We start from the raw sequence: 24,157 nt of genomic DNA, 5'->3' as shown, positions 1-24,157 counted from the left end.
GTGCGGCCCGGTACCCCCTTGTCACTCCGCTCCCACGTCCCATACCCACACCCCGCCCACCCTCTCCCCCGGCCGGCCCAGGAGTTTCGTCACCGCCTCGTACAACGGCCCGGCGTTGTACTGCGGCGCCAGCACCACGACACCCGCGTTCCACGCCTTCAGGTCCTCCCGAGCCTGTGCACGCCAGTTGGGGCCGATGACCGGTACGCGGCCGGTGTCGCGGACCTCGTTCAGCAGGTTCGAGGTGTGGCGGGGGGTCGCGCCGTAGATGCCGATGCGGTCGGGGCCCCACGGCCCGTTGAAGTACCCGCCGGCGACCTTGAAGCCGAGGCCCGTCGCCGACTGCCAGTGCAGTACCTCGGCGCCGCCCGGACTCGGCAGCGGCACGGTGACCAGGGACTCGCCCTCCGCGAGGTACTCGGCGTAGGTGCCCTGGGTGATGAAGCCCGGGATCTCGGCCCTGTCCCGCACGGGATAGGGCGTCGGCAGTACCGGCACGAGGGCCGCCGCCAGCGCCGCGAAACCGAGGCCCCGCATCAGCGGCCGCCATGCCGCCAGCCGGTCGGCGGTCAGCGCCAGGAGGACACCGAGGACGGGGGCGCAGATCATCGCCACCCGCGACTCGATGACCGACTCGAACAGCGGCTGGTGGGCCAGCGCCCGCCACGGCCCGGTCAGCACGATGTCGGTGTACGGGATGCGGAACTTGGGCCCGAGGGAGAGGAACGCCGCGGCGACCGCCGTGCAGGCGAGGGCCTTGACGAGCGCGAGCCGCCACAGCCGGATCACGATCGCGACCGCCAGCGCGATCAACGGCCAGCCGTAGAAGGCGTTCTGCTCGGTGCGGTTCATCGCGAGGGGGTCGGCTCCGGCGTCGGAGCCCATCAGTGCCCGGCCGGAGAGCTGCAGGAAGGCGAGCGGGCTGTTGCCGGCGTTGTCGCCGTGCAGCACGCTCTTGTAGCTCTGCGGCCCGAAGAACTGCCAGCCCAACGGGAACGCCACCAGCGGCAGGCACACCAGCAGCGCGATGCCCGTTCCGCGCAGCAGCGGCCGCCACGCCACCTTGGCCACGTCGCGAGCCGCGAGCGCGTAGGACAGCGCGAACAGCAGCATGCCCATGGCGGCGAGCAGCAGCGGCTCCTCGCCGAGGAAGATCTGGTACGTCGCGAAGAGACCGAGCAGCACCCCGTCCCGCCGGACGTTCCTGCCCTCGCAGAGGCGCAGCACCCGATCGATGATCACCGGGATCATGAAGAGGACGAGGAAGTTCGGGTGGGCGTTGCCGTGCGACATCATCGGCGGCGCGAAGGCGGCGAACCCGCCGCCGAGCGCGGCCGCCCAGCGGCTCTTCACCAGGCGCCGGGCGATCAGCCAGTACCAGGCGCTCGCCGTCGCGGCGAGCCCCAAGGTGAGGACGAGCGCCCACGTGACGGTCGGCCCGAAAGCGAGCGTGATCGGCGTGAACGGCACGGACAGGCCGAGCATCACCGTGTTCGCCATGAGGTTCACGCCGTCGGGATTGTTCTGCAGGGTCGTGAAGAGGGGGTTGCGCAGATGGACGACGTTGTCGGCGGTGACGGCGAAGAACCACTCCCACTGGTTCTGGTCCTGTCCCGCGTCGCGGAGGTAGGCCCGGTCCAGGTCCGCCCACAGCCCCTTGTAGAGCAGTACGGACGCGACCAGGAACAGCCCGACGACGGCCAGGTCCACGCGGCGCACGGCACGGGCGCGCAGCCGCAGCAGTTCCAGGAGCACCTTGCCGTAGTCGGCGGGTCTGACCTTGGAGCCTGCCCGGTGCGACCAGCGGACCGGGACCTCGGTCACGGGCCAGCCCGCGCGCCGGAAGAAGCGGAGAATCTCGACGTCGATCCCCCACCCGTCGAGCCTCGAGTCGGCGAACGCGGCGCGTACCTTGTCGCCGTCGAAGAGTTTGAAACCGCACTGCGTGTCGCGGATGCCGGAGACCGCGACCGCACGTATCAGGCGGTTGCCCATCCGGCCGAGCCACTCGCGGAGGGGCCGCTGATGCACCTCGATCCGGGCGTCGGGGTGCGCGCGAGAACCGATCGCGGCAGCGGCGTCCGTGCTCACCAGTTCTTTGCCGAGCCGCTCCAGCTCCTCGATGGGCGTCGCCAGGTCGGCGTCCGTCACCAGAACGCGCCGGCCGTACGAGGCGAGAACGCCGAGGCGCAGGGCGTTGCCCTTCCCGCGGTTCGTCCCGCTCGACACAAGCTGGATGCGCGGCTCCTCGGACGCCGCCTCCTCGGCGATCTTCGCGGTGGCGTCGGTGGAACCGTCGTCGACGACGATCAGCTCCCAGTCGCCCCAGCGGTCCGGATCCGTATGCAGATAGGCGCAGATGGCGTCCAGCGTCGGGCGCAACCGCGCCTCCTCGTTGTACGCCGGGACGACAACACTCAGATCCACGCTCACCGCTCTTGCCGTCCCCGTTGCGCCCGTCGTTCGAGCCGGTCCGCCCAGACGAGGGCGTGGTCGTTGTAGGCGCTGATCGCGGCGCGCACCCCGTCCGCGTCGCCCTTCGTCACCGCGTCGACTATGTCCTGATGGCCGCCCCACAGCCAGTCCGACATCTCGGGGTCGGCGCGCAGGAACGGTACGGCGAACACCCACGCCTGCAACCGCAGGCGGTGCAGGAAGTCGCAGATGTAGCGGTTCGCGACGAGCGCGCCGAGCTCGCGCCAGAAGCGCAGGTCGTAGCCGATGAGGATGTCCAGGTCCCCGGTACGCGCGGCCCGCGCGGCCTCTTCCGCCCGGCGTCGTACGGACATCAGCGCCTGCGGGGCCGGCGGCGTGTGCCTGCGCTTCTCGATCCGGCCGAACAAGGCGTCCACGACGAGCGACCGCGTGTCGACCATGGTCCGGTAGTCGTCGACGGAGAACTGGTGGACCTTGAAACCGCGGTGCTGGTCGGAGTCGAGCAGCCCCTGGGCGGAGAGGTCGACGAGCGCCTCACGCACGGGCGTCGCCGAGACGCCGTACTGATCGGCGATCTCCTTGACGGTGAACTCCTGGCCCGGCTGCATACGGCCCGCGAGCACCTCGTCACGCAGCGCGTCGGCGATTTGTTGCCGCAGGGTGTTGCGGGTCACGGCGCCACTGCTGCCGCTCCCGCCACCGCTACCGCTGCCGTAGCCGGGCATCGTGGCCTTCTCCTTCGCCTTCGGTTGCGGACACGATAGGCCAGGGGTCCGAGCCCCGGTTCGCGGCGTACGGTCTGGACGGCGAGGGGAGGCGATGCCGCAGTGGCGTTCGAACCGGCCACGGGTGACGGGCCGCACGTGTCAGTCAAGGGACGGGCCGCGGAGGTGAGGACGGCCTTCGAAGGCCTGCTCCAGATCCGGCGCGTGACGAACAACACCGGAGGCACGGCCACGCCCGCGCCGTGGGAGCTGGCCCGCACCGTGCGTGCGGTCGCCCTCGCCCTGGAGGCGTCCGGCTTCCCGCCCTCGGCCGTCGATGACGACAGCCGGCGCACGGCGACGGGCTATCGCGTGCGGCCCGGTGAGCGCCCGGGCACGGCATACGTGGAGTGGCTCGGCCCGCCGGGCAGCGGCGCGGCACAGGAGGAGGAGACCCGTCTGAAGGCGTGCGCGGCGGCGCTGGCCCGGCTGGGCTGGGAGGCGCTGCTGTACCGGGGGCCGCGGAAGCGGCGGTTTTTGGAGGTGGAACGGGGGGCGTGAGGATGAGCCCCCCGGTGCCGCACCACCCTCATGCACCACACCGGCCGCAGCGGCCTCTGCTGCTGCCTGAGGGGAGGGTGCGCGTCCACCACGGCGGTCTCGGTCCGCGCGGCGGGGATGTTCATGTCCCCGGCCGACTCGTCGAGCTGCGGCATCCCGGCTGGCGGCCGGGCCGTGCACTCCGCCTTTACGCGCTTTACCCGCGTGCATGTGCGCGCGCCGTTAGGCGTCGGCGAGGCCTGTGCCCAGCGGCGCGCCAGTACGTAGCCCCATCGGACTGACCCCGCTCAGCCGATGTGTTGATCAGCGAGCGCGCCTCCCGTGGTGCGGGCGAACACCACCGAATCATGCCGGAGGGGCACGCAAGTGCTTCCGGGTCCACGGACCTGCGAGTGACCAGTTGGCACACACAGAGAAGGTAGGACACGGCATGAGTCCTGAGAGAAGGGCCGGACTCGGCCCGCTGCCCCACCGGAGCAAGCTGCTCACCGGCGGCGCGGTTGCGTCGCTGGCCCTCGTGATGCTGGGCCTCAGCAACCCTGCGACGGCGGCTGGGCCGAGCCAGCGGACGACCGCCGCGGTGAGCCCGGCAGAGGCGTCGGCCGACGACCGGTGTGTCCGTGCGGCCGAGGGCCCCTCGGGCATGGTGGCGGACAGCGCCAAAGACAAGTGCAAGGACAAGGACAAGAAGGGCCCCACCGGCCCCACCGGCCCCACCGGCGCCACCGGAGCGACGGGCCCGACCGGACCCACGGGCACGGACGGCGCCACCGGAGCGACGGGCCCGACCGGACCCACGGGCACGGACGGCGCCACCGGAGCGACGGGACCCACGGGACCCACCGGGCCGACCGGACCCACCGGTGCGACGGGTGCCAGCGGACCGTGCTCCGACATCGACAGCTACGCGCCCAGCAACTCCGAAGAGTTCAGCGTGGTGCTCACCGGCGGGCAGTACTTCGTCGGCCAACGGCTCCACGAGGGCGCTACGGACACGAACGGCAACGGGGTCCCGGACCTCGATGAGGACGGCGACGGCATCGACTTCGAGGCGGACGGACCGTACGTCTGGCAGAACATCAGCGACGGACCGCCCAACGACAACTTCCCCGCCAACCCGTGTTCCGCGTCCATCACCTCCCAGGGCAACTCGGCCTACGCCAAGGTGCTCACCACCGACGGCGAGGTGTGGGAGACGCACGGCGACGTCAATGGGCAGAACTTCATCTGGGACGAGGACTGGGTCGAGCTCACCCAACCGGCGGAGCTCGCGGTGTCCCAGTTCAAGAGCGAGAAGGCCCTCGCCGGCGCCCCGAAGAACAGCACCCCCAGCGGGATGCCGTTCATGCTGCAGGTGAACGGTCGCTGAGGCGTCCGATGCGCGGCCGTGTGCCGTGCCCGGTCCGTCCGGGCACGGCACACGTGCGTCGGATCCGCCCGCACCCCGGACGACCCGGAGGCCTGGCCCGCGCCCGCAGAACGTGGCGAAAGGTTCGGGCACAGCCCCGACGAGCCTGCCCGCTCCCTGCGGCCGGGGCGTGAGCACCCGAGCGCAGGACCCCGGGTCACGCCACGTACGCGTCCGCGACCGAGAGCGCCGCGTCCAGCGCCGCAAGGCCCTCCTTGACCTCCGCCTCCGTCACGTTGCACGCCGGCACCGCGTGTGTGCGGTTCATGTTGATGAAGGGCCACAGGCCGTTCTTCTTGCAGGCCGCCCCGAACGCCGCCATCGGCGCCGCCGCCTCGCCCGCCGCGTTGTACGGGACCAGAGGTTCGCGGGTCTCGCGGTCGCGGACCAGTTCGAGGGACCAGAAGACGCCGAGGCCGCGGACCTCGCCCACCGACGGGTGGCGTTCCGCGAGTTCGCGCAGGCCGGGGCCGAGGACGGTCTCGCCGATGTGGGCCGCGTGCTCGACGACCTTCTCCTCCTCCATGACCTGGATCGTGGCGACTGCCGCCGCGCAGGCCAGCGGGTGGCCGGAGTAGGTGAGGCCGCCCGGGTAGGGCCGCTTGTCGAAGGTCGCGGCGATCTCGGCGGAGATCGCGACGCCGCCGAGTGGCACGTACCCGGAGTTGACGCCCTTCGCGAACGTCATCAGGTCCGGCACCACGTCGAAGTGCTCGGCGGCGAACCACTTGCCCGTGCGGCCGAAGCCGGCCATGACCTCGTCGAGGACGAAGACGATGCCGTACCGGTCGCAGATCTCGCGGACGCCCGCGAGATAGCCGGGCGGCGGCGTCATGATGCCGGCCGTGCCGGGGATGGTTTCGAGGATGATCGCCGCGATCGTCTGGGGGCCCTCGAAGGCGATGGTGTCCTCGAGGTGTTGGAGGGCACGCGCGCACTCCTCCGACTCCGTCGACGCGTAGAAGGGGGAGCGGTAGAGGAACGGGCCCCAGAAGTGGACGACGCCCGCGGTGCCGTTGTCGTTGGCCCAGCGGCGCGGGTCACCGGTGACGTTGATCGCGGTGGCGGTGCCGCCGTGGTACGAGCGGTAGGCGGAGAGCACCTTCGGACGGCCGGTGTGCAGACGGGCCATGCGGATGGCGTTCTCGACGGCCTCCGCGCCGCCGTTGGTGAAGAAGATCTTGTCCAGGTCGCCGGGTGTGCGCTCGGCGATCAGCCGGGCGGCCTCGGAGCGGGGCTCGACCGCGAACGCGGGGGCGAACGTGGCCAGCTTCCCGGCCTGCTCCTGGATCGCGGCGACGACCTTCGGGTGCTGGTAACCGATGTTGGTGTAGACGAGGCCGCTGGTGAAGTCGAGGTAGCGGTTTCCGTCGTAGTCCCGGAAGTAGGACCCCTCTGCGCCGGCGACGGCGAGCGGGTCGATCAGGCCCTGGGCGGACCAGGAGTGGAACACGTGCGCACGGTCCGCAGCTTTGACGGCGGCACCGGCCTGGGGGTCGGCATGAGGGGTCATGCGGCTCAGCGTAAGGAACGGCCGGCGGGGGTCGACATGGCCACCTTGTATGGACTCGGCCGCTTATCTGGGCAGGGTGTCGGGCCTTCGTCAGCACCGCAGGGGTCCGAGCACGGAAAGCCAATTGACAGCATGCTGTCGAAATGACAGAGTGCTGTCATCGAAAGGAACGTCGAGGAGGGCACCATGACCCGCAGGACAGTTCATCTGGCCGTGTACGACACCTACGCCGACTGGGAGACGGGCCACACCACCGCCCACCTCACGCAGAACGACCACACCGTGAAGACGGTCGGCCTCACCACCGCCCCCGTCACCACCATGGGCGGCATGCGCATCCAGCCCGACCTCGCACTCGCCGACCTGGACCCGGCCGACAGCGCCCTGCTGGTCCTCACCGGCGCGGAACTGTGGGACACGGGCGACGAGCTCGCGCCGTTCGCCGCGGCGGCGCACACCTTCCTCGACTCCGGCGTCCCGGTCGCCGCGATCTGCGGCGCGACCGCCGGCCTCGCCCGGGAGGGCCTTCTCGACGACCGGGCCCACACCAGTGCCGTCTCGTTCTATCTGGACGCCACGGGCTACAAGGGCGGCGAGCACTACGTGGACACGGACGCCGTCACCGACGGCAACCTGATCACCGCCGGGCCGACCGAGCCCGTCGCCTTCGCGCGCGAGGTCTTGGCCCTGCTCGGGGTGTACGAGGGCGAGAAGCTGGACGCCTGGTACCGGCTGTTCCACGACTCGGACCCGTCGGCCTTCGAGATCCTGAACTCATGAGGCCCGCAGACCACCCCCAGGAGCTGCTGACCCGCACGGCGCTCGGCGTCTTCAGGCTGAACGGCCAGTTCATCACCGTCTCCGACGGGCTCGCCCGGGAGGCCGGACTGACCGCCGCGCGCTGGCAGGTCCTCGGCGCCGTACTGCGCGAACCGCAGTCCGTCGCCGGGATCGCCCGCACCATGGGCATCACGCGGCAGAGCGTGCAGCGCATCGCCGACGTACTGGCCGGGCAGGGGCTCGCAGAGTACCGCCCGAACCCCGCCCACCGGCGCGCCAAGCTGCTGCACGCCACGAAGGAGGGGCAGGCGGCGATCAAGAAGATCGATCCCGGTCACGCCGCGCTGGCGAACCGACTGCTGGAGATCCTCGGACCGGAGCGGTTCACGGAGACCGCACGGGTGCTGGAGCAGCTGTCGAAGGCCATGGCCACGGTCGAGGCGGAGGGCTTGGGCGGCACGGCGGCCACCGACGACGGGAGCGCGGACCGGCTCTGACACCGGCTCGGCGGGCGTCGAGGCCCGGTCCAAGGCCCGCCGAGCAGCCCCAAAAGCGCACTATCCTCGGTCCGTCGAGCATTTCGGTACGGGGGGGAAGGGCCGCGCGGCGATGGAGCAGCTGGCACCGGGGGATCCGCAACACATCGGGGAGTACCGGCTCCTGGCCCGGCTGGGGGCGGGCGGCATGGGGCAGGTGTATCTCGCGCGCTCCGACCGTGGACGGACCGTCGCGGTCAAGCTGGTACGTCAGGAGCTCGCGGAGCAGGAGGAGTTCCGCAACCGCTTCCGCCTCGAGGTCCGGTCCGCGCTGCGCGTCGGCGGCCAGTGGACCGCGCCCGTGCTCGACGCGGACACCGAGGCGCTGATCCCGTGGGTCGCCACCGGATACATAGCCGGACCCGCGCTGCATGCCGTCGTCTCCGGCGGGCACGGGCCGCTGCCCCTGCGCAGTGTGCGGCTGCTTGCCTCCGGGCTCGCCCACGCGCTGACCGACATCCACGGCGCGGGACTCGTCCACCGCGACCTCAAGCCGTCGAACATCCTGCTCACCATCGACGGGCCGCGCGTCATCGACTTCGGCATCGCCCGCGCGCTGGACACGGTCACCGACGGCGGTCTGACCCGCACCGGCGCGCTCGTCGGCTCCCCCGGCTTCATGTCGCCCGAGCAGGTGCGCGGCGGCCGGGTCACCGCGGCCGGCGACATCTTCTGCCTCGGGTCCGTACTCGCCTACGCGGCCACCGGCCGGCTTCCGTTCGGCTCCGCGGACAGCGGCGGGCATGCGCAGATGTTCCGCATAGCCCAGGAGGAACCGGACCTGACCGGTGTGCCCGAGGGGCTCCTCGACCTGATCCGCGACTGTCTGCGCAAGGACGCCGAGTCCCGGCCGACGCTCCCACAGATCCTGTACCGGACGACCGCCGACGGCGACGGCGACGGCGAGCCCTGGCTGCCGGGAGCACTGATCGCCCAACTCGGGCGTCATGCCGTGCAGTTGCTGGAGGTGGAGCAGCCGCGGATGCCGGTGCAGCCGCCGACGCAGACCGCGCCGCCCCAGCGGACACCCCGGCCTACGCCCCCTCCGACACCCCCGCCGACACCCGCTCCGGCTCCCGCCGGACCGGCATACGACTATCCGCAGCAGCCGTATCACCCCGGCTCGTACGTACACCCCACTCCCGCCCCGTACGCACACCCTGCTCCCGCCCCGCGCCGCAGCTCCCGCGGCGGGACGGTGGCCCTGATCGCGGTCGCGCTGGTCGTCGCGCTCGGCGCGGGCGGCTCCGTCTACGCGTTCATGTCCAAGGACCACGACAAGAACACGACCGCGGACCCGAAGCCGTCCCCGAAGCCCTCCCCCGCCTCCGCCTCCCCCGGGACCTCGGCGCCGACGCCCTCCGGTTCGCCCTCGACGGCCCAGACCTCCGGCGGCGTCCCGCAGGAGTACGTCGGGACGTGGCAGGCCTCCTTCGACACGGCGGACGGCACCAACACCCGGACCATGACGATCACCCAGGGCGAGACGGGCGAGCAGGTCATGACGCTGACCGGCACGGGCCCGAACTACGACTGCGGCTGGTCCGCCACCCTGCGCACCTCCGGTCCGCCCCTCGAACTCAACCCGACGGCAGTGACGTTCGGCGACCGTGTGTCCTGCGCCCCCGGTCAGTGGAGCCGGCTGAGCATGCCGAACGACACGACCGTCGTCCGCGAACTGGTCGGATCGACCGGCGAGCCCCTCACCTACACCAAGTCCGGCTGACGCCTCATCACATCCGGGTGCACACCCGGCCAGGTGGCCCGGGTCAGCCCCAGCTCGCGGAGTGGAAGCTGCGGTACTCCCTGCGCTCCTGCGCCGACACGATCCAGCGTGCGGCCACGAGGCAGGTCAGGCTGCCGCCGATGAGGCCGAGGCCCAGCGCGGGATTCCCGAAGTTCACGATCGACGTGACCGCCCGCGACGCCCTCGACTCCCCCGAAGTCCCCGACGTCCCCGGCGGGGGGCCGGGCGGGACACCGGACCCGGCGTCCCCGTTCTCCGCCCCGCCGTCGCCCCCGGGTGCCGGCGGGCCGCCCGTCAGGTTCACCCCCAGGGTCTCCATGGCCGTGGTCACCGGCTGGAAGTACGTCGTGCCCCCTGTGGTGCAGTCGCCGTCGCCTCCCGACGTCACGCCGAGCGCGAGCCCCTCGGAGAACAGCGGGCCTCCGCTGTCGCCCGGCTCGGCGCAGACCGTGGTCTCGATCAGGCCCGTGACCGTGCCCTCGGGGTAGTTCACCGTCGCGTTGACGGCCGTCACCTCCCCGGAGCGGAATCCGGTCGTGCTGCCGCTGCGGAACACCCGCTGGCCGACGGAGGCTTCGCCCGCCCCGATGATGTTCACCACCTGGCCGTCGCCGATGTCGACGACGTTGGTGCGGTCGAGCGTGTTCACGTCCTCGTAGCGCACCAGGGAGTAGTCGTCGCCCGGAAAGCTGGACGCCGTGGTGGTGCCGACGAGTTCGGCACCCTGACGGTCCTGGAACCAGGTGGTCTGCTCCGGGCCGCAGTGCCCGGCCGTCAGGATGAACGTGTCCTGGCCGTTGGTCACGTTGAAGCCGGCGGAGCAGCGGCGTTGCGAACCGAAGACGGGCGTGCCGCCGCTCACCCGGGTGGTGAAGGTCCCCGGGGCCCGTTCCATCCGGACGAACGCGCCGATGCGTTCTGCGAGGCCGGACAGGCGCGACCAGTCCTCGGCCGAGACGGTGCTGTCGGCGCGCACCGTGATGCTGTTGGACGCGTAGTCGACCGCCCACGCGGTGCCGGGCACCGGGGGCTCGGAGCTCAGGGTTTCGGTGGCGGAGCGGAGCCGGTCCATGCTGTGCTGCACGACTTCGGCCTCCCCGCCGGCGCGCCGCACGTCCTCCGCGGCGTCGGCGTCGGTGACCGCGACGACGGTACGGCCGTCGGCGCCCGTCCAACTGCCCGCGGTCCGGGACGGTCCGAGTCTCGAGACCACTCCCGCGGTCGGGTCCTCGGCGGCCGGCGGACCGGCGGCTCGCGGTGCCGGCTCGCCCGCCGCGGCGGTGGACACCATCAGCCCGCCGCAGAGCAGCCCGCCGACGGCGGCCAGCCGCACGATCCGCTGGAGCTTCCGCCGTACGCGCCTCCGTCGTGTGTGCATCATCCGCGGCCCCAAAGTCGTACCGGAACGGCGTCACCAGTGACGTGGGGCCCCGGATGCCGAGGCCCCCCGTCCCAGTACGTGCCGAGGGGCCGAAGCGTTCAAGGAGGCCGCGACACGCCCCCGTACGGAATGAACGCAGAACCTGCGCGTCGACCGCTTCGAGGGCAAAGAGCGTCTCCTCATGAAGAGCGTCCCCTCATGTACGGGATGAGCGCGGCTCATGTGCGGGATGAGCATGGACGGCGAACCGGCGGAGTACGTCCGCAAATGAGCCGCCGCGGCGTCTGAACGGCGGACCGACCTCCGGCGTCCGGGCACCGACCTCCGTCCTCCGGTCGCGGGAGCAGGCCCCCGAGCACAACCCGCCCTCCGTACGGTGGCCCTCCACCGTGGGACGCGTGCGAGGGGCGGCTCTGCAGTGGTTCAGCGGGTCTGCGGCGAGGAGTGGGACCGACGGCTCAGCGCTCCGCCGGCACCACCCTGGTCACCTTCCCGTCGAGATCGGCCTGGACGTAGCCGCCGCCGTGGGCGTCGGACAGGTAGAACGCCAGCCTCAGCGGCGTGTCGAAGGTGTCGTTGGCCTGGTCGACCAGCAGGTAGAGGGAGGTGGGTCTGTCGACCTTCAGGTCCTTCTCCGCTCTCTTCGCCAGGCCGGGCAGGACGTCCCAGTCGAAGTCGTCCAGGTCGAAGGGGAGGTCCCCTCCCATGAGGGAGCCGCTGATGGGGCTCCTGTTCATGCCCTCACCCGGGCGGTAGGTCCAGGTGTCGTACCGCTTGTCGCTGCCCTCCACCATGGCCCAGACGGCCACGTACTCCGGATACACCGCCAGGTAACACCGGCCCTGTCCGTGCCCGTCTCCGCCTTGATCTCCTTGATCGCGGACCGGATGGCGTCCGGGGTGAGCAGGTTGTCCGAGCCGACCTGGGAAGGCGGCGAGGCGGACTTCGACGGTGGTGCGGTCGAAGGGGAGGGCGAGGAGGACGGCGAGGACGAGTCGCTCGCTCCGACCTGTGACGGAACCTCACGGTCCTTGGCCCCGGCGCCCGTGGTGCCGCTGTCGCCGTCCGGAAGCAGCGTCCACACCAGCACGGCGGTCAGGGCCGTACCCGCGAGCGACGACGCGACGGCGACCCGCCGCCGCATCTGCCGTCTCCTGTCGAGCTGCCGCCTGGGCATCTGTGGTCCCGCGGGTCCGGCGTCCCGCCGATCCGGGCGGGCCGGCTCGGGCACGGCGTCGTGCAGCGACCCGCCGTCCGCTTCCGCGGCCGTTCCGTCCCCGGGCTGCCCTGCCGCCCCCGCCGCCGGTCGCGCCGCCTCCGCGGGTGCGCCCGACGGGGGCGCCAGCCGGTACGAGGTGGTGGCCGCGTCGCCGCCCGCCACCGCGGTGGTCGCGTCCGCCCCCGCAGGCGCCGCGTTCGCACCCTCCGCCACCGACGCCAGCATCCCGTCCACGGTCTCGGTGTCGGGACGGGCTGCCACGGCGTGGTGGTCACCGCGTGCGCGTACGTGCTGTGGTTCACGTCCGTAGCCAGCATCGGCCCCGAGCGGGCGGGCCTATTCACCAGCCTCATCCCCATCAGCGCGGTCAGTGTCACTGCCCTCATCGGCACTGGCGAGCCCACCTGGGGCCACGTAGCCGGCGCAGTCATCGTTCTCCTCGGCCTGCTGGTCGGCCTGACTACCAGTAAGGAGCCGGACCTCATCGTCGTCGGCCCCCGCGAGTGACCGCCTCTACGGCGCCGTTCTCCGGACCTCAGTCAGACAGGTGTGGGTTCCGCTGACGCACGCTGGTACTTGGTGGGCCCGTGCTCGCGGGGCGCGTTTGTGGGGCCGGATGAGGGGGCGTCCGCCCGTCAGCACCCACCGCGACCCGCCCGCGTCTACTCCGACATGCGGTGCCCACGCCCTCATACGCTGAACGCTTCCCCCTGACCTCGAGTTGTGGGACTCGAGCGCGGTACCGTCTGACCCTTCATGACCCGGTCGCCATGGGCGCGGCCGGATACGAGATCAAGAGGCAAGGTTCTGTGAAGGCACGATTCAAGCGAACGACAGCACCGCTCGCGGCGGGGCTGTCCGCCGTCCTGCTGGCGGCCGGCTGCGGGACGGAGAGGAGCGACGGGTCCGACGGTGAGGGTGTCCGGGTTGCCGTCGGCATCTCCGACGAGGTCCTCGCCACGGACCCCGCGGACGGCTACGACCCCGGCTCCTGGCTGCTGTTCAACAACGTCTTCCAGTCCCTGATGAGCTTCCCCAAGGGCGGCTCCACGCCGGAGCCGGAAGCCGCCGAGAAGTGCGGCTTCGAGGCCGGCAGCACCGTCTACCGGTGCACGCTGCGCGAGGGCCTGAAGTTCAGCAACGGCAACGACCTGACCGCGAAGGACGTCAAGTTCTCCTTCGAGCGGGCGTTGAGGATCGCCAGCGACTCCGGCCCCGGCCCGCTGCTCTCCACGATCGACAGCATCGAGACCCCGGACGACCGGACCGTCGTCTTCAAGCTGAAGGTGCCCGACGCCACCTTCCCCAGCAAGATCGCCTCGGGTGCGGGGTCCATCGTCGACCACCGCGAGTACGAGGCCGGCTCCTTGCGCACCGACGGCAAGGCCGTCGGCTCCGGCCCCTACAAGCTCGATTCCTTCAGCGACAAGGAAGCGGCCTTCTCGGTCAACCCCCACTACAAGGGCAACGCCCGGGTGCGGAACACCGGCGTCACCCTGACGTTCTTCCGCGGCGACCAGAAGGGCCTCGGCTCGGCCCTCAAGGACGGCAACGTCGACGTTGCCTACCGTGGCCTCACCGCCCAGGACATCGACGGGCTCCAGGGCTCCGTGGAGGCAAGCAAGCAGGGCATCGCGGTCGTCGAGGGCAGCAGTGCCGAGGTCCAGCACCTGGTCTTCAACATGAAGGACCCGGTCGCGGGCAAGCTCGCCGTGCGCAAGGCATTTGCCTACCTCGTCGACCGGGACGCCCTGGTCAGGGACGTCTACAAGGGCACCGCCGAGCCGCTGTACTCGATCGTCCCCGCCGGCATCGCCGGTCACAACACCGCCTTCTTCGACCTTTACGGCGGTAGCCCGCAGCAGGACAAGGCCCGCATGGCCCTCCGCGACGCGGGCATCGACGAGAAGGTGAAGATCACCCTCTGGTCCACGCCGAGCCGCTACGGCCCGGCCACCGACCTGGAAATGGCGGCCATCGCCGAGCAGCTCAACAAGAGCGGCCTGTTCGACGCGGACGTCAAGTCCGTCGAGTTCGAGCAGTACGAGAAGGACATCCAGGCCGGGCGGTACGGCGTATATGTCAAGGGCTGGGTCCCCGACTACCCGGACCCCGACAACTTCACCCAGCCGTTCTTCGGCGAGGGCAACGTCCTCGGCAACGGCTACGAGAACAAGCAGATCACCGGGGAGATCATCCCGGAGACCTCCGCCATCGCGGACCGCTCGGCCACCGACGACAAGATCGGGAAGCTCCAGGACATCGTCGCCGAGGACCTGCCGATCCTCCCGCTCTGGCAGGGCAAGCAGTACGCCGTGGCCAAAGGCAACATCACCGGCCTGGAGTGGACGCTCGACGCCTCCACGGTCTTCCGCTTCTGGGAGATTAAGAAGGGCTGACACCGACATGGGAGGCGTCCTCTCTGTGGAATCAGCGGGAGCGGAAGGCGGTGGCCGCGCTCGTGGCGGGTGCGACAGCGGGATCGGCGGCGACGCCGGAGATCGCGGCAGCGTTGCTGCGGCTGAGGTCGGCGGATACGCGCGGCGAGGCCGTACGTGCGTCGCGTAGGGCGGCCTGCCTCTCCATGCGGCGTGAGCGCGAGGAGCTGCCCAGGCCGGTAGAGTCCCTCGCTGGTGTCCTGGTCGAGTAGGCCGTCGGCGATCAGCCGCCGGATGGTTTCGGGCAAGACTTCCGGGTTCGGACGCTGGCCTCGGCCGTCGGAGAGGTAGATGTAGCCGTAGACCGCGCTCTGGTGGAATCGCAGCCCGCCGGCCTCGACGGCTTCGAGGGCTTCGAGTTGGCGATCACCCGAGATGGCCCAGTCATCGTCCTGGCCAGGGTCCTGTTCCTTGTTCAGGCCGTGGGCCGACGCCTCCGAGGGCTGCGCAGCGTCCGACTCGGGCAGGAGATGGCGGTACGCGGATATGGACTGGGTGAGCTGCTCGTAGGCCGCATCCTGGCGCGCGACGAGTTGCCCGATCTGCAGGACTGCGGTCCGCAGCAGTGCGTATGAGACGCGCGTACCGCTGAGTTCGCCGCGACCGACGGGTTCGAGCAACGGCAACGAGCCGACCACCACCCGACGCCGCCGTGCCTCACTGCGGCGGCTGACCGCCGTAGGGCTGGTGACCGTACGGGGGCTGGACCGGGGGCTGCTGGGTGTACGGCTGGGGCTGCGGCGCCGGGTACCGAGGCTGCGGCCCGCCGTAGGGCTGCTGGGCGTACCCCTGCTGCCGGCCGGGCCCGTACTGCTGCGGCTCGTGCCACTGTGCGGGCGGCAGGCTGCCGGGCGGGAGGTAGGAGACCTGGCCAGGGGAGGGCTCGTGGCGCACGAAACCCGCGGCCTCCAGGTGTGCGCCGGCCCTCTTGTGGCGCGCGGAGTTGACCCAGACGCCGAGGCCGGCGAGCACGGCCAAGAAGCACACGTAGCCGAGAGCCAGGCCAGGACTGTCGCCCAGGGAGCCGAGCGGGCGCAGGCTCGCCAGCAGGAGCGCGATCCCGATGACTGGCAGCCGCCTCAGCAGGGCGGCTCTGCTGCTCAGGTCGAACAGAACCCGCTTCTTGTTGAGTTCCAGCACCTGCTGCGGGATCTCGGGGATCCGGGGTGCGTACGGCCAGTACTGCGCGGCACGCGCCTGCGCCTGCGGGCTCGGGTCGGGAGTGAAGGCCAGCTTGACGGAGAAGACCTCCTGCCGGGCCCCGGCGTACTGGTAGCCGAACAGCTCGGCGACGCACACCAGCGTCGCGAGCCGCTTCGTCATCGACATCGTGGTGGTGAACTCGAACGGCATGCCCCGCCGCATGCTGTCGAGCAACTGGGTCGTCTGGCGATCCGCCATGTGTCTTCCCCCCTGAACCGGCCTCGGCAGTGCTCCCGCCTCGGCGCCGGCGTGAACATTCGGAACACGCAGCCTAGCCAGCCGTGTGCACGGCGGGTGAGGCCCCTGCCCGCCTCGTACGCCGGCGGACCTCGGCTGTCACTCGTCGGTCACCACGGGGCCCGGCCCGTCGGCCGTCAGGCGGACGCCGGCGATCGGGACCGGGCACCCTCGGGCGAGGACTCCCGCCCACCCACCGCCGTACCGGCTGTCTCCCCCGGCGGGACCGACGCGAAGACCCCGGACGCCGATTCGCGTCCGGGGCCTCGCACCGTGTCCGTCCTGCCCGGCAGGCCTACAGGAACGAGTTGATCTCGATCGTCTCGGTCCGGCCGGGGCCGACGCCGATCGCGGAGATCGGGGCGCCGGACATGTCCTCCAGCGCCTTCACGTAGTCCTGCGCGTTCTTCGGCAGGTCGGCGAAGGTCTTCGCCTTGGTGATGTCCTCGGACCAGCCCGGCAGCATCTCGTACACCGGCTTCGCGTGGTGGAAGTCGGTCTGCGAGTACGGCAGCTCCTCGACCCGCTTGCCGTCGATCTCGTACGCGACACAGACCGGGATCTGCTCCCAGCCGGTGAGCACGTCCAGCTTGGTGAGGAAGAAGTCGGTCAGGCCGTTGACCCGGGTCGCGTAGCGGGCGATGACCGCGTCGAACCAGCCGCAGCGGCGGTCACGGCCGGTGGTGACACCGCGCTCGCCGCCGATGCGACGCAGCGCCTCGCCGTCCTCGTCGAACAGCTCGGTCGGGAACGGGCCCGCGCCGACGCGGGTCGTGTACGCCTTGAGGATGCCGATGACCCGGCTGATCTTCGTTGGGCCGACGCCCGCGCCGGTGCAGGCGCCGCCGGCGGTCGGGTTGCTCGACGTCACGAACGGGTATGTGCCGTGGTCGACGTCCAGCAGCGTGCCCTGACCGCCCTCGAAGAGGACGACCTTGCCCTCGTCGATGGCGTTGTTCAGGATCAGCGTGGTGTCCGCGACGTACGGCCGGATCTGCTCCGCGTACTGGAGCATCTCCTCGACGATCTTCTCCGCCTCGATCGCGCGGCGGTTGAAGACCTTCGTCAGCAGCTGGTTCTTGGTGTCGAGGGCCGCCTCGACCTTCTGCATCAGGATCGACTCGTCGTAGAGGTCCTGGACGCGGATGCCGACCCGGTTGATCTTGTCGGCGTACGTCGGGCCGATGCCTCGGCCCGTGGTGCCGATCTTGCGCTTGCCGAGGAACCGTTCCGTCACCTTGTCGACGGTGACGTTGTACGGGGTGATCAGATGGGCGTTACCGCTGATCAGAAGCTTCGACGTGTCGACGCCGCGGTCGTTCAGCCCACTCAGCTCGGAGAGCAGAACCGCCGGGTCCACGACGACGCCGTTACCGATGACCGGAGTACATCCGGGCGAGAGGATTCCGGAAGGGAGCAGATGCAGCGCATACTTCTGGTCGCCGACGACGACCGTGTGGCCGGCGTTGTTGCCGCCTTGGTAACGCACTACATAGTCGACTGATCCACCGAGCAGGTCGGTGGCCTTTCCCTTGCCTTCGTCACCCCACTGAGCACCGAGCAGCACAAGTGCGGGCACAGGCGTACACCCCTTCCGGGCGGGGCAAGACCAAGGTCAGGGGGCTGGAGCCGTGCCTGAGTCCTGGGACAGGTTGCCCCGGAATAGACGAAGCCCCTGGCGCAATAGCGCAAGGGGCTCTTGCACAAAGATGCTACCCGAGGAAGGACCGAGGTGTCGGCTCACGACCAGCTGCTGGTGGTCATCGACCCGGTCGCCCGCCGAATGGACGGCGAGTCCGTGCGCATCGCGAAGGATGTGCTGTGCGGCGGGTCGGCGGCGAAAATCTGTTTCCCACAGGGTCCGGAGGAGTTCGCCCGGGCGCTGGCCCGGAGGGGTTCCCGCAGGCCGGTGGTGGTGGGGGACGACCGGGCGCTGCTGCGGGCCGTGTCCCTGCTGCACCGTGACCGCTGGCTGGGTGACGGGGTGCTCGCGCTGGTCCCGGTGGGTTCCTCGGTAGGGCTCGCGCACTCGCTCGGCGTGCCCGCCGGGGCGGTCGCGGCCGCCAGGGCCGTGCTGGACGGCAGCCCGCGGCGGCTGGACCTTCTGGTGGACGAGAGCGACGGGGTGGTGCTGGGCGACCTTTCGATCCCCGCGGCCCGCAGGACGACGCCGCGTGCGGAGATGGCGTCGGTGTGGACCACGGCCCGCTCCCTGGTCCGCACGCTGGTGCGCCCCGCCCCCACGACCGCTCCGGTCCGTACGCACCGGCTGCGGGTGGAGGCGGACGGCGTGCTCCTGACCGACCTCGACCGTCCGGTGGAGGACGTGACCGTACGCGCCGGGCTCGGCGGCCGCGCGGAGGTCGTCGTACGGCACGGGTCGGCGGAGGAACCGCTGCGGGCGAACGCCCGGTCGCTCACGGTCTCCGGGCCGGACTTCCGCTACCGGGCCGACGCCCACGTCACGGGCCCGGTCCGGACGCGGACGTGGACGGTGCGTGCGGGGGCCTGGGGGCTGACCCTGCCGGTGGCATAGTCCCCCCGCGGGCGAGGGGCGTCGAGGGGCGGGGCATGAGCGAGGCACGAGGTCCGGTCGCCACGGACCGGGAGAGAACCACGGAGGCGCTGGAACGGTACCGGCGGAGGGCCGGCATCCTGGCGATGGCGGGCATGGGGCTGATCGCCGCGGCGATCGTGCTCGGCGTGGGCGGGTTCGGCGGAGCCGACAGCGTGTCCCCGGGCGTCGTGGGCGTGGGCATCGGCTTGGCCTGCATCGGCCTCGGGGCCCTGGTGCTCTCCCGCCGGATGCGCCGGACGCTGTCCGCGCATCCCTGGCAGGTCTGCACCGCCGTGCCCGTGCCGCGCTCGCTTCATGCGGCGACCGTCGTCCTGGCCGACCCCGCGACCGGTGATCGGTGGCCGCTCAAGGTCGTCGCGGTGAAACAGCGGTACGGGCTGGTCGACCCGGGCCCCGCCGGGGTGCTGTGGTGGGCGGGCGATCCCCGGACGGGCGGTGTCCTCGCGCCGCCCGGCGGTGACGAGCTGATCTGGGCGAAGCCGGTACGCGGGCAGCAGGCCCGGTTCCGTCTCGTGCGAGAGGCCGAGGCGCTGGGGCTGTCCGACCGCGCCGACGGTCCACCTCCGCCTCTTCCGCGCCCTGCGACCATGCCGACCGCACCGAACGTGCCGACCGCACCGAGCGGCGCGGCGACGACCGCGGCCGGACGGGGGCGCCGCCTGGGGATCTTCCGCTGGGCGCTGCTGCTCGGCGTGGTCTGCCTCGGTCTCGGCATCGCCGGTTCGAATGCGTCGGACCACGATCCGCAGATCGACCTCACCGTGCTGAGCGAAGAGGCCGACGGCCCGTGCGTCGTCCGCTGGACGGACCCGTTCGACGGGCGCGAGCGGACCGGGCCGTACCACTGCGACCCGGACCGAGATCCGCTGCTCCACGACTGGGAGACCGGCTTCGTCGTGTCGTACGGCCCCTGGAAGGGCGACCTCTACAACTGGAACTGGGAAGGCACCCGCGCCAACCATGCGAACGAGGCCGTGGCGCTGACGGGCCTCGCCCTCACCCCCCTCGCGCTGATCGGCGGCGCGGTCCGGTGGTGGACCCGTCGCCGCTCCGTCGCTCCGGTCGTCACCGCCCCGCACCGTGGGCGCATCGACCTCGCCAAGCGCCCCCCGCATGAGGCAGACCCCGCTCCGCCATTGCTGACGTACGCCGTCTTCGCCGCGGAGGCGGAGCGCCAGGCAATCCCGCAACCCGGATACGGAAGCGTCCGCAGGCCCGAGGCCGATGTACGGGAAGTGCCGTGGTGGCGGGTGCGTGGCCTTCGCGCGGCGGCCGGTCTGGAAAGGGTCGCGGGCGCTGCGGCGCTCATCCCTCTCGCCGCGGTGCTCTGGCCTCTCGGAGGCACGGCACAAGGGCTGCTGACCGGCGGGGCCGGCCTCGCGCTCCTGCTGTACGCCGGCTGGGGAACGCTGACGCGGGACATGCCCGCGGCGCGGCTGCTCGCCCGTGCGGCCGTGGCCCCCGACCCCGTACCGAAGCGGTACGCCTTGCTGCACGATCCGTACGGCGGGACTCCCCTTCTCCTGCTGTTCCCCGCGGACGGCGGGGACGACGATCCGCCGGAGGCGGTGCTCACCCTCCTTCTGCCCGGCACCAGGAAGCGGCCGTGGCTCGGCCTTCCGGCGGCCGCCGTCGGCACGGCGGAGCTCCGTGGCCTGCGGGACGACCTGCGCTTCGCCGTGCCCTGGATCGAGGGGCGGGCTCACTGGCCGCAGAGCCCTTACGAGGAGCTGCGCCCTGATGATCCGGAGACCCGCGAGTTCCTGGAGCGGTTGGCGGCCGGGGCAGCCGGGTGGGCGCCGGCCCACGACACGGCGGACGGCGGCGCGGGTCAGGACTCGCCGTAGAGCCGGTCGCGGTGTTCGCGCCAGCGTTCCATGAGGGACGCGAGCTCCTTCTCCAGGAACTGGAAGAACTCCAACGTCTCGGACATCCGGCGGCCGGCCCCCGTCTCGGGGCCGAGGCTCGCCACGCCGTCCCGCAGGGTGCCTTCCCAGCGTTTGAGGATCTGGTCGCGGTTGGTCAGCGCCTCGTACCACTGGTTGCTGTGCACGCGGTAGCGCTCGCGGCGTGAGCCGGGTTCGCGCTCGCGGGTGACCATGTTGACCTGGGCGAGGTAGCGGATCGCGCCGGAGACGGCGGCGGGGCTGACCTGGAGCGCGTCGCCCAGTTCGGCCGAGGTCATGACGCCCGCGTCGGAGGCGAGGAGGGCGGCGAAGACACGGGACGGCATCCGGGGCATGCCCGCCTCGACGAGCTGGGCGGCGAATCGCTCCACGAAGGCCGACACCGCGTCCTCGTCGCGCGGCTGCTGCGCCGTCGCGGCCTGTTCAGTCCCCACCGGATCATCTCCCCTGTTCACGAACCTCTGAGGCGAGTTTATACCGTTCCTTAACTTCACAAATTTGTGAAATCAGCGTACGTTCTGAACCATGACGAAGGCAATCACCGTCTCCGGACTCCACAAGTCGTTCGGACGAACACGTGCGCTGGACGGCCTCGACCTCACGGTCGAGACCGGCGAGGTCCACGGCTTCCTCGGGCCCAACGGCGCCGGGAAGTCGACCACGATCCGCGTCCTGCTCGGGCTGCTGCGCGCCGACTCCGGCGCCGCGCAGCTGCTCGGCAAGGACCCCTGGCACGACGCCGTCGAGCTGCACCGGCGCCTCGCCTATGTCCCCGGTGACGTCGAGCTGTGGCCGAGTCTCACCGGCGGCGAGGCCATCGACCTGCTGGCGCGGCTGCGCGGCGGCATCGACAAGCGGAGCCGCGACGATCTCGTCGAACGCTTCGACCTCGACCCGACCAAGAAGGGCCGGGCCTACTCCAAGGGCAACCGGCAGAAGGTCGCCATCGTCGCCGCGCTGGCGTCCGACGCCGAACTGCTGCTCCTCGACGAGCCGACCGCCGGACTCGACCCACTGATGGAGGTCGTCTTCCAGGACGTCATCACCGAGGCGAGGGCCGCCGGCACGACCGTCCTGCTGTCCAGCCACATCCTGGCCCAGGTCGAGAAGCTCGCCGACCGGGTCAGCATCATCCGGCTCGGGAAGGTCGTGCAGTCCGGGACCCTGAGCGAGATGCGGCACCTGACCCGTACGACCGTCGAGGCGGAGACAGCCCGCCCGGTCACCGGACTGGACAGGCTGCCGGGCGTGCACGAGATACGGACCGACGACGGCCGGGTGCGCTTCGCCGTGGACGGCAACCAGCTCGACGGCGCGATCCGTCTTCTCTCCGAGTTCGGCGTCCGCAGCCTGACCAGCCACCCGCCGACGCTCGAGGAGCTGATGCTGCGGCACTACGGCGACGAACTCGCGGGGAACGGCCGCAGCGGCGGCACCGGCGACGTGGTCGACACGGGCGGCACCGGCGACATGGTCGGCACCGACGGCACGAGCGGCGGACGCACGCGATGAGCACCGCCACCGTGACAAGGGCGCCCGCACCGGCCGGGTCCCGCACGGGCGGGGGCGCGCTCGCCGGAACCGTCACGCTGATCCGCTTCGACCTGCGCAGGGACCGTATCCGGCTCCCCGTCTGGATCGTCACCCTGTTCATCGGCACGGTCTCCACGGCGAGCAACTACCAGACGCTGTACGCCGATCCGCAGGACCGCGCCTCGGTGGTCAGCACCATGGACAGCCCGGCCGGGCTCGCCATGACGGGCCCCCGGCACTACCTGGACGACTACAACTTCGGCGCCATGATGGGCCATCAGATGATCGGCTTCATGGCCGTCATGGTCGGACTGATGAGCATCCTGATCGTCACCCGGCACACCCGCAACGAGGAGGAGAAGGGCCGCGCCGAACTGGTGCGCTCCGCCGCTGTCGGGCGACACGCCCACCTGGCGGCCGCGCTCACCGTGGCGGCCGTCGCCAACATCGTCCTCGCCCTGCTGCTGGCCGTCGGCCTCGGCGGGCTGGACATCGAGGGCATCGACACCGGCGGCTCGCTGCTCTACGGCTTCACACACGCGGCCGTGGGCATGGCCTTCGCCGCCGTCGCCGCCGTCACCGTGCAGATCACCGCGCACACCCGCGGCGCCTCCGGCATGGCGCTCGCCGTCATCGGCATCGCGTACGTCCTGCGCGCCGCCGGAGACGCCGGAGACGCCGGAGACGCCGGAGGCAACGGCGCGCTGTCCTGGCTGTCCCCCATCGGCTGGGCGCAGCGTACGTACGTCTACGTCGACAACCGCTGGTGGCCGCTGCTGCTGTGCCTGGCGCTCGCCGTGCTCTGCGCGGCCGCGGGCTTTGTCCTGTCGACCCGGCGGGACGTGGGCGCGGGCCTGCGCGCCTCGCGGCTGGGCAGCCCCGTGGCCTCCGACGCCCTGAGCACTCCGCTGGGCTTCGCGCTGCGGCTGCACCGCGGCATGCTCATCGGCTTCGGCGCCGGACTCTTCCTGATGGGCGCGATGTACGGGTCGATCCTCGGCCAGGCCGAGGACATGCTGAAGAACATCGACCCGATCCAGGAGGCGCTGGCAAAGATCGGCGGCACCACGATGGCCGAGTCCTTCGCCTCGATGGTCATGGTCGTCATCGCGGTGGTGGCATCGGTGTACGTGGTGATGGCGGCGCTCAGGCCGCGTTCCGAGGAGACCGGGGGCCGCGCGGAGCCGCTGCTCGCGACCGGCCTGTCCCGCTCCCGCTGGGTGGGCAGCCACCTGGCCGTGGCCATGGCCGGCGGTACGGCGTTGCTGCTGCCGGCAGGGCTCGGCTTCGGTCTCTCGGGCGCCGCCTCGGCGTCGGACGGCGGACTGTTCCTCAAGCTGCTGGGCGCGGCGCTCGCGTACGCACCGGCCCTGTGGGTCACGGTCGGGGTCGCGGTGGTGTTCTTCGGCTGGTTCCCGCGGGCGAGCGCGGCGGCGTGGACCGTGCCGGTGTACGCCTTCGTGGTCGGGTACCTGGGCCGGCTGCTGCAGTTCCCCGACTGGATGAACAACCTCTCGCCGTTCGGGCATGTCCCCCAGCTGCCGGCGGCGGGTATGAACTGGACGCCGATGGTGGTGCTGACGCTGCTGGCGGCGGGGCTGGTGGGGGTCGGCCTGGAAGGGTTCCGGAGGCGGGACCTGGAGACGAAGTAGCGGGTGCGCGGGGGGCGCGGGGGTGCGGGGTGGCCGCTGCGCGGAGCTCTTCCCCACCCCGCCCTTCCCCTACGGGGGAGTGCCCCCAGCGGGGCTGGATGTGCCTGCCCCCCGCGAAGCGGGGCACGGGTCCGGGCGGAGCCCGGAGTTGGGGGCCGGGCGGAGCCCGGTAGGCAGTCCGAGCCAAGCCCGATACGCGGTCCGGGCCAAGCCCGGTGGAGGGCCAGGCCAAGCCCGATACGCGGTCCGGGCCAAGCCCGGTGGAGGGCCAGGCCAAGCCCGATACGCGGTCCGGGCCAAGCCCGGTGGAGGGCCAGGCCAAGC

22 protein-coding genes are annotated in these 24,157 nt (G+C 71.4%); 12 read left to right on the top strand and 10 right to left on the bottom strand.

Going from position 1 to position 24,157, the window contains the following annotated elements:
* Positions 1-21 precede the first annotated feature (21 nt).
* Entirely contained in the window at positions 22-2,433 is a 2,412-nt protein-coding gene (locus ACIQ7Q_RS07315) for a dolichyl-phosphate beta-glucosyltransferase (RefSeq protein WP_403857420.1), read from the bottom strand.
* On the bottom strand, positions 2,430-3,161 hold the full coding sequence (locus ACIQ7Q_RS07310) for a GntR family transcriptional regulator (RefSeq protein ID WP_403857417.1): 732 nt from the start codon (positions 3,159-3,161) through the stop codon (positions 2,430-2,432). The genes ACIQ7Q_RS07315 and ACIQ7Q_RS07310 overlap by 4 nt, the downstream gene beginning before the upstream one ends.
* Positions 3,162-3,299: 138 nt before the next feature.
* On the opposite strand from ACIQ7Q_RS07310, the gene ACIQ7Q_RS07305 reads away from it, so the two are divergent.
* Together ACIQ7Q_RS07305 and ACIQ7Q_RS07300 are read left to right on the top strand one after the other, a co-directional pair.
* Positions 3,300-3,701: a hypothetical protein gene (locus ACIQ7Q_RS07305; RefSeq protein WP_403857414.1), complete on the top strand. Its 402-nt coding sequence runs from the start codon at positions 3,300-3,302 to the stop codon at positions 3,699-3,701.
* Between the two features lie 430 nt (positions 3,702-4,131).
* Positions 4,132-5,070: a hypothetical protein gene (locus tag ACIQ7Q_RS07300; RefSeq protein ID WP_403857411.1), complete on the top strand. Its 939-nt coding sequence runs from the start codon at positions 4,132-4,134 to the stop codon at positions 5,068-5,070.
* 196 nt (positions 5,071-5,266) lie between these two features.
* Here ACIQ7Q_RS07300 and ACIQ7Q_RS07295 read toward each other — a convergent pair whose 3' ends face one another.
* The gene (locus ACIQ7Q_RS07295) at positions 5,267-6,622 is read right to left on the bottom strand and encodes an aspartate aminotransferase family protein (RefSeq protein ID WP_403857407.1); all 1,356 of its coding nucleotides are present in this window, start codon (positions 6,620-6,622) and stop codon (positions 5,267-5,269) included.
* 186 nt (positions 6,623-6,808) lie between these two features.
* Here ACIQ7Q_RS07295 and ACIQ7Q_RS07290 point away from each other — a divergent pair, with 186 nt between their 5' ends.
* The 3 genes from ACIQ7Q_RS07290 to ACIQ7Q_RS07280 all read left to right on the top strand — a co-directional run bounded on the left by ACIQ7Q_RS07290 (position 6,809) and on the right by ACIQ7Q_RS07280 (position 9,664).
* A complete protein-coding gene (locus ACIQ7Q_RS07290) occupies positions 6,809-7,402 on the top strand; it encodes a type 1 glutamine amidotransferase family protein (protein ID WP_403857404.1) in 594 nt (197 codons plus the stop codon).
* Positions 7,399-7,899, top strand: coding sequence for a MarR family winged helix-turn-helix transcriptional regulator (locus ACIQ7Q_RS07285; RefSeq protein ID WP_403857401.1), 501 nt, complete (start codon positions 7,399-7,401; stop codon positions 7,897-7,899). The genes ACIQ7Q_RS07290 and ACIQ7Q_RS07285 overlap by 4 nt, the downstream gene beginning before the upstream one ends.
* A gap of 112 nt (positions 7,900-8,011) precedes the next feature.
* Positions 8,012-9,664, top strand: coding sequence for a serine/threonine-protein kinase (locus tag ACIQ7Q_RS07280; protein ID WP_403857398.1), 1,653 nt, complete (start codon positions 8,012-8,014; stop codon positions 9,662-9,664).
* Positions 9,665-9,707: 43 nt separating this feature from the next.
* On the opposite strand, the gene ACIQ7Q_RS07275 is transcribed toward ACIQ7Q_RS07280, so the two are convergent.
* From ACIQ7Q_RS07275 to ACIQ7Q_RS07265, 3 genes are all read right to left on the bottom strand, one after another.
* Complete coding sequence (locus tag ACIQ7Q_RS07275; protein ID WP_403857395.1) at positions 9,708-11,066, bottom strand: S1 family peptidase; 1,359 nt, start codon at positions 11,064-11,066, stop codon at positions 9,708-9,710.
* Between the two features lie 458 nt (positions 11,067-11,524).
* Entirely contained in the window at positions 11,525-11,803 is a 279-nt protein-coding gene (locus ACIQ7Q_RS07270; RefSeq protein ID WP_403857392.1) for a hypothetical protein, read from the bottom strand.
* Positions 11,800-12,546, bottom strand: coding sequence for a hypothetical protein (locus ACIQ7Q_RS07265; protein ID WP_403857389.1), 747 nt, complete (start codon positions 12,544-12,546; stop codon positions 11,800-11,802). Before ACIQ7Q_RS07265 ends, ACIQ7Q_RS07270 begins: the two co-directional genes overlap by 4 nt.
* Positions 12,547-12,549: 3 nt before the next feature.
* Between ACIQ7Q_RS07265 and ACIQ7Q_RS07260 the strand changes: the two genes are divergently transcribed.
* Positions 12,550-12,792, top strand: a complete 243-nt coding sequence (locus ACIQ7Q_RS07260) for an EamA family transporter (RefSeq protein ID WP_403857386.1) — start codon at positions 12,550-12,552, stop codon at positions 12,790-12,792.
* Between the two features lie 302 nt (positions 12,793-13,094).
* On the top strand, positions 13,095-14,684 hold the full coding sequence (locus ACIQ7Q_RS07255) for an ABC transporter substrate-binding protein (RefSeq protein WP_403857384.1): 1,590 nt from the start codon (positions 13,095-13,097) through the stop codon (positions 14,682-14,684).
* 31 nt (positions 14,685-14,715) lie between these two features.
* Here the strand turns inward: ACIQ7Q_RS07255 and ACIQ7Q_RS07250 are convergent, their stop codons facing one another.
* Positions 14,716-14,871 carry a hypothetical protein gene (locus tag ACIQ7Q_RS07250; protein WP_403857381.1) on the bottom strand — a complete coding sequence of 52 codons (156 nt, stop codon included), beginning with the start codon at positions 14,869-14,871 and terminating at the stop codon, positions 14,716-14,718.
* A gap of 166 nt (positions 14,872-15,037) precedes the next feature.
* Between ACIQ7Q_RS07250 and ACIQ7Q_RS07245 the strand changes: the two genes are divergently transcribed.
* The gene (locus tag ACIQ7Q_RS07245) at positions 15,038-15,298 is read left to right on the top strand and encodes a hypothetical protein (protein WP_403857378.1); all 261 of its coding nucleotides are present in this window, start codon (positions 15,038-15,040) and stop codon (positions 15,296-15,298) included.
* Between the two features lie 82 nt (positions 15,299-15,380).
* On the opposite strand, the gene ACIQ7Q_RS07240 is transcribed toward ACIQ7Q_RS07245, so the two are convergent.
* Both ACIQ7Q_RS07240 and ACIQ7Q_RS07235 read right to left on the bottom strand, forming a co-directional pair.
* Positions 15,381-16,124 carry a hypothetical protein gene (locus ACIQ7Q_RS07240; protein WP_403857375.1) on the bottom strand — a complete coding sequence of 248 codons (744 nt, stop codon included), beginning with the start codon at positions 16,122-16,124 and terminating at the stop codon, positions 15,381-15,383.
* Positions 16,125-16,458: 334 nt separating this feature from the next.
* Positions 16,459-17,742 carry an adenylosuccinate synthase gene (locus ACIQ7Q_RS07235; protein ID WP_403857372.1) on the bottom strand — a complete coding sequence of 428 codons (1,284 nt, stop codon included), beginning with the start codon at positions 17,740-17,742 and terminating at the stop codon, positions 16,459-16,461.
* A 153-nt stretch (positions 17,743-17,895) separates the two neighbouring features.
* On the opposite strand from ACIQ7Q_RS07235, the gene ACIQ7Q_RS07230 reads away from it, so the two are divergent.
* Positions 17,896-18,699 carry a diacylglycerol kinase gene (locus ACIQ7Q_RS07230; RefSeq protein ID WP_403857369.1) on the top strand — a complete coding sequence of 268 codons (804 nt, stop codon included), beginning with the start codon at positions 17,896-17,898 and terminating at the stop codon, positions 18,697-18,699.
* A 35-nt stretch (positions 18,700-18,734) separates the two neighbouring features.
* Positions 18,735-20,588, top strand: coding sequence for a hypothetical protein (locus ACIQ7Q_RS07225; RefSeq protein WP_403857366.1), 1,854 nt, complete (start codon positions 18,735-18,737; stop codon positions 20,586-20,588).
* Here the strand turns inward: ACIQ7Q_RS07225 and ACIQ7Q_RS07220 are convergent.
* Positions 20,573-21,082, bottom strand: a complete 510-nt coding sequence (locus tag ACIQ7Q_RS07220; RefSeq protein WP_403857363.1) for a GbsR/MarR family transcriptional regulator — start codon at positions 21,080-21,082, stop codon at positions 20,573-20,575. The genes ACIQ7Q_RS07225 and ACIQ7Q_RS07220 overlap by 16 nt on opposite strands.
* 91 nt (positions 21,083-21,173) lie before the next feature.
* Between ACIQ7Q_RS07220 and ACIQ7Q_RS07215 the strand changes: the two genes are divergently transcribed.
* Both ACIQ7Q_RS07215 and ACIQ7Q_RS07210 read left to right on the top strand, forming a co-directional pair.
* Positions 21,174-22,160 carry an ATP-binding cassette domain-containing protein gene (locus ACIQ7Q_RS07215; RefSeq protein ID WP_403857360.1) on the top strand — a complete coding sequence of 329 codons (987 nt, stop codon included), beginning with the start codon at positions 21,174-21,176 and terminating at the stop codon, positions 22,158-22,160.
* Positions 22,157-23,833 (top strand): ABC transporter permease, encoded by a 1,677-nt coding sequence (locus tag ACIQ7Q_RS07210; RefSeq protein ID WP_403857357.1) that lies wholly within the window; start codon positions 22,157-22,159, stop codon positions 23,831-23,833. The genes ACIQ7Q_RS07215 and ACIQ7Q_RS07210 overlap by 4 nt, the downstream gene beginning before the upstream one ends.
* Positions 23,834-24,157 lie beyond the last annotated feature (324 nt).

It is taken from the genome of Streptomyces sp. NPDC096176 (genome assembly GCF_044763255.1).
Lineage (GTDB): Bacteria > Actinomycetota > Actinomycetes > Streptomycetales > Streptomycetaceae > Streptomyces.
The sequence above is the reverse complement of the archived record's forward strand: the minus strand, read 5'-3'. Positions and strand labels throughout refer to the sequence as shown.

Coding starts and splice junctions, on each gene's coding strand:
- ACIQ7Q_RS07300 (WP_403857411.1), top strand. CDS start 4,132: ATGAGTCCTGAGAGAAGGGCCGGACTCGGCCCGCTGCCCCACCGGAGC.
- ACIQ7Q_RS07295 (WP_403857407.1), bottom strand. CDS start 6,622: ATGACCCCTCATGCCGACCCCCAGGCCGGTGCCGCCGTCAAAGCTGCG.
- ACIQ7Q_RS07210 (WP_403857357.1), top strand. CDS start 22,157: ATGAGCACCGCCACCGTGACAAGGGCGCCCGCACCGGCCGGGTCCCGC.
- ACIQ7Q_RS07290 (WP_403857404.1), top strand. CDS start 6,809: ATGACCCGCAGGACAGTTCATCTGGCCGTGTACGACACCTACGCCGAC.
- ACIQ7Q_RS07285 (WP_403857401.1), top strand. CDS start 7,399: ATGAGGCCCGCAGACCACCCCCAGGAGCTGCTGACCCGCACGGCGCTC.
- ACIQ7Q_RS07270 (WP_403857392.1), bottom strand. CDS start 11,803: ATGAACAGGAGCCCCATCAGCGGCTCCCTCATGGGAGGGGACCTCCCC.
- ACIQ7Q_RS07275 (WP_403857395.1), bottom strand. CDS start 11,066: ATGATGCACACACGACGGAGGCGCGTACGGCGGAAGCTCCAGCGGATC.
- ACIQ7Q_RS07225 (WP_403857366.1), top strand. CDS start 18,735: ATGAGCGAGGCACGAGGTCCGGTCGCCACGGACCGGGAGAGAACCACG.
- ACIQ7Q_RS07215 (WP_403857360.1), top strand. CDS start 21,174: ATGACGAAGGCAATCACCGTCTCCGGACTCCACAAGTCGTTCGGACGA.
- ACIQ7Q_RS07250 (WP_403857381.1), bottom strand. CDS start 14,871: ATGGAGAGGCAGGCCGCCCTACGCGACGCACGTACGGCCTCGCCGCGC.
- ACIQ7Q_RS07280 (WP_403857398.1), top strand. CDS start 8,012: ATGGAGCAGCTGGCACCGGGGGATCCGCAACACATCGGGGAGTACCGG.
- ACIQ7Q_RS07310 (WP_403857417.1), bottom strand. CDS start 3,161: ATGCCCGGCTACGGCAGCGGTAGCGGTGGCGGGAGCGGCAGCAGTGGC.
- ACIQ7Q_RS07240 (WP_403857375.1), bottom strand. CDS start 16,124: ATGGCGGATCGCCAGACGACCCAGTTGCTCGACAGCATGCGGCGGGGC.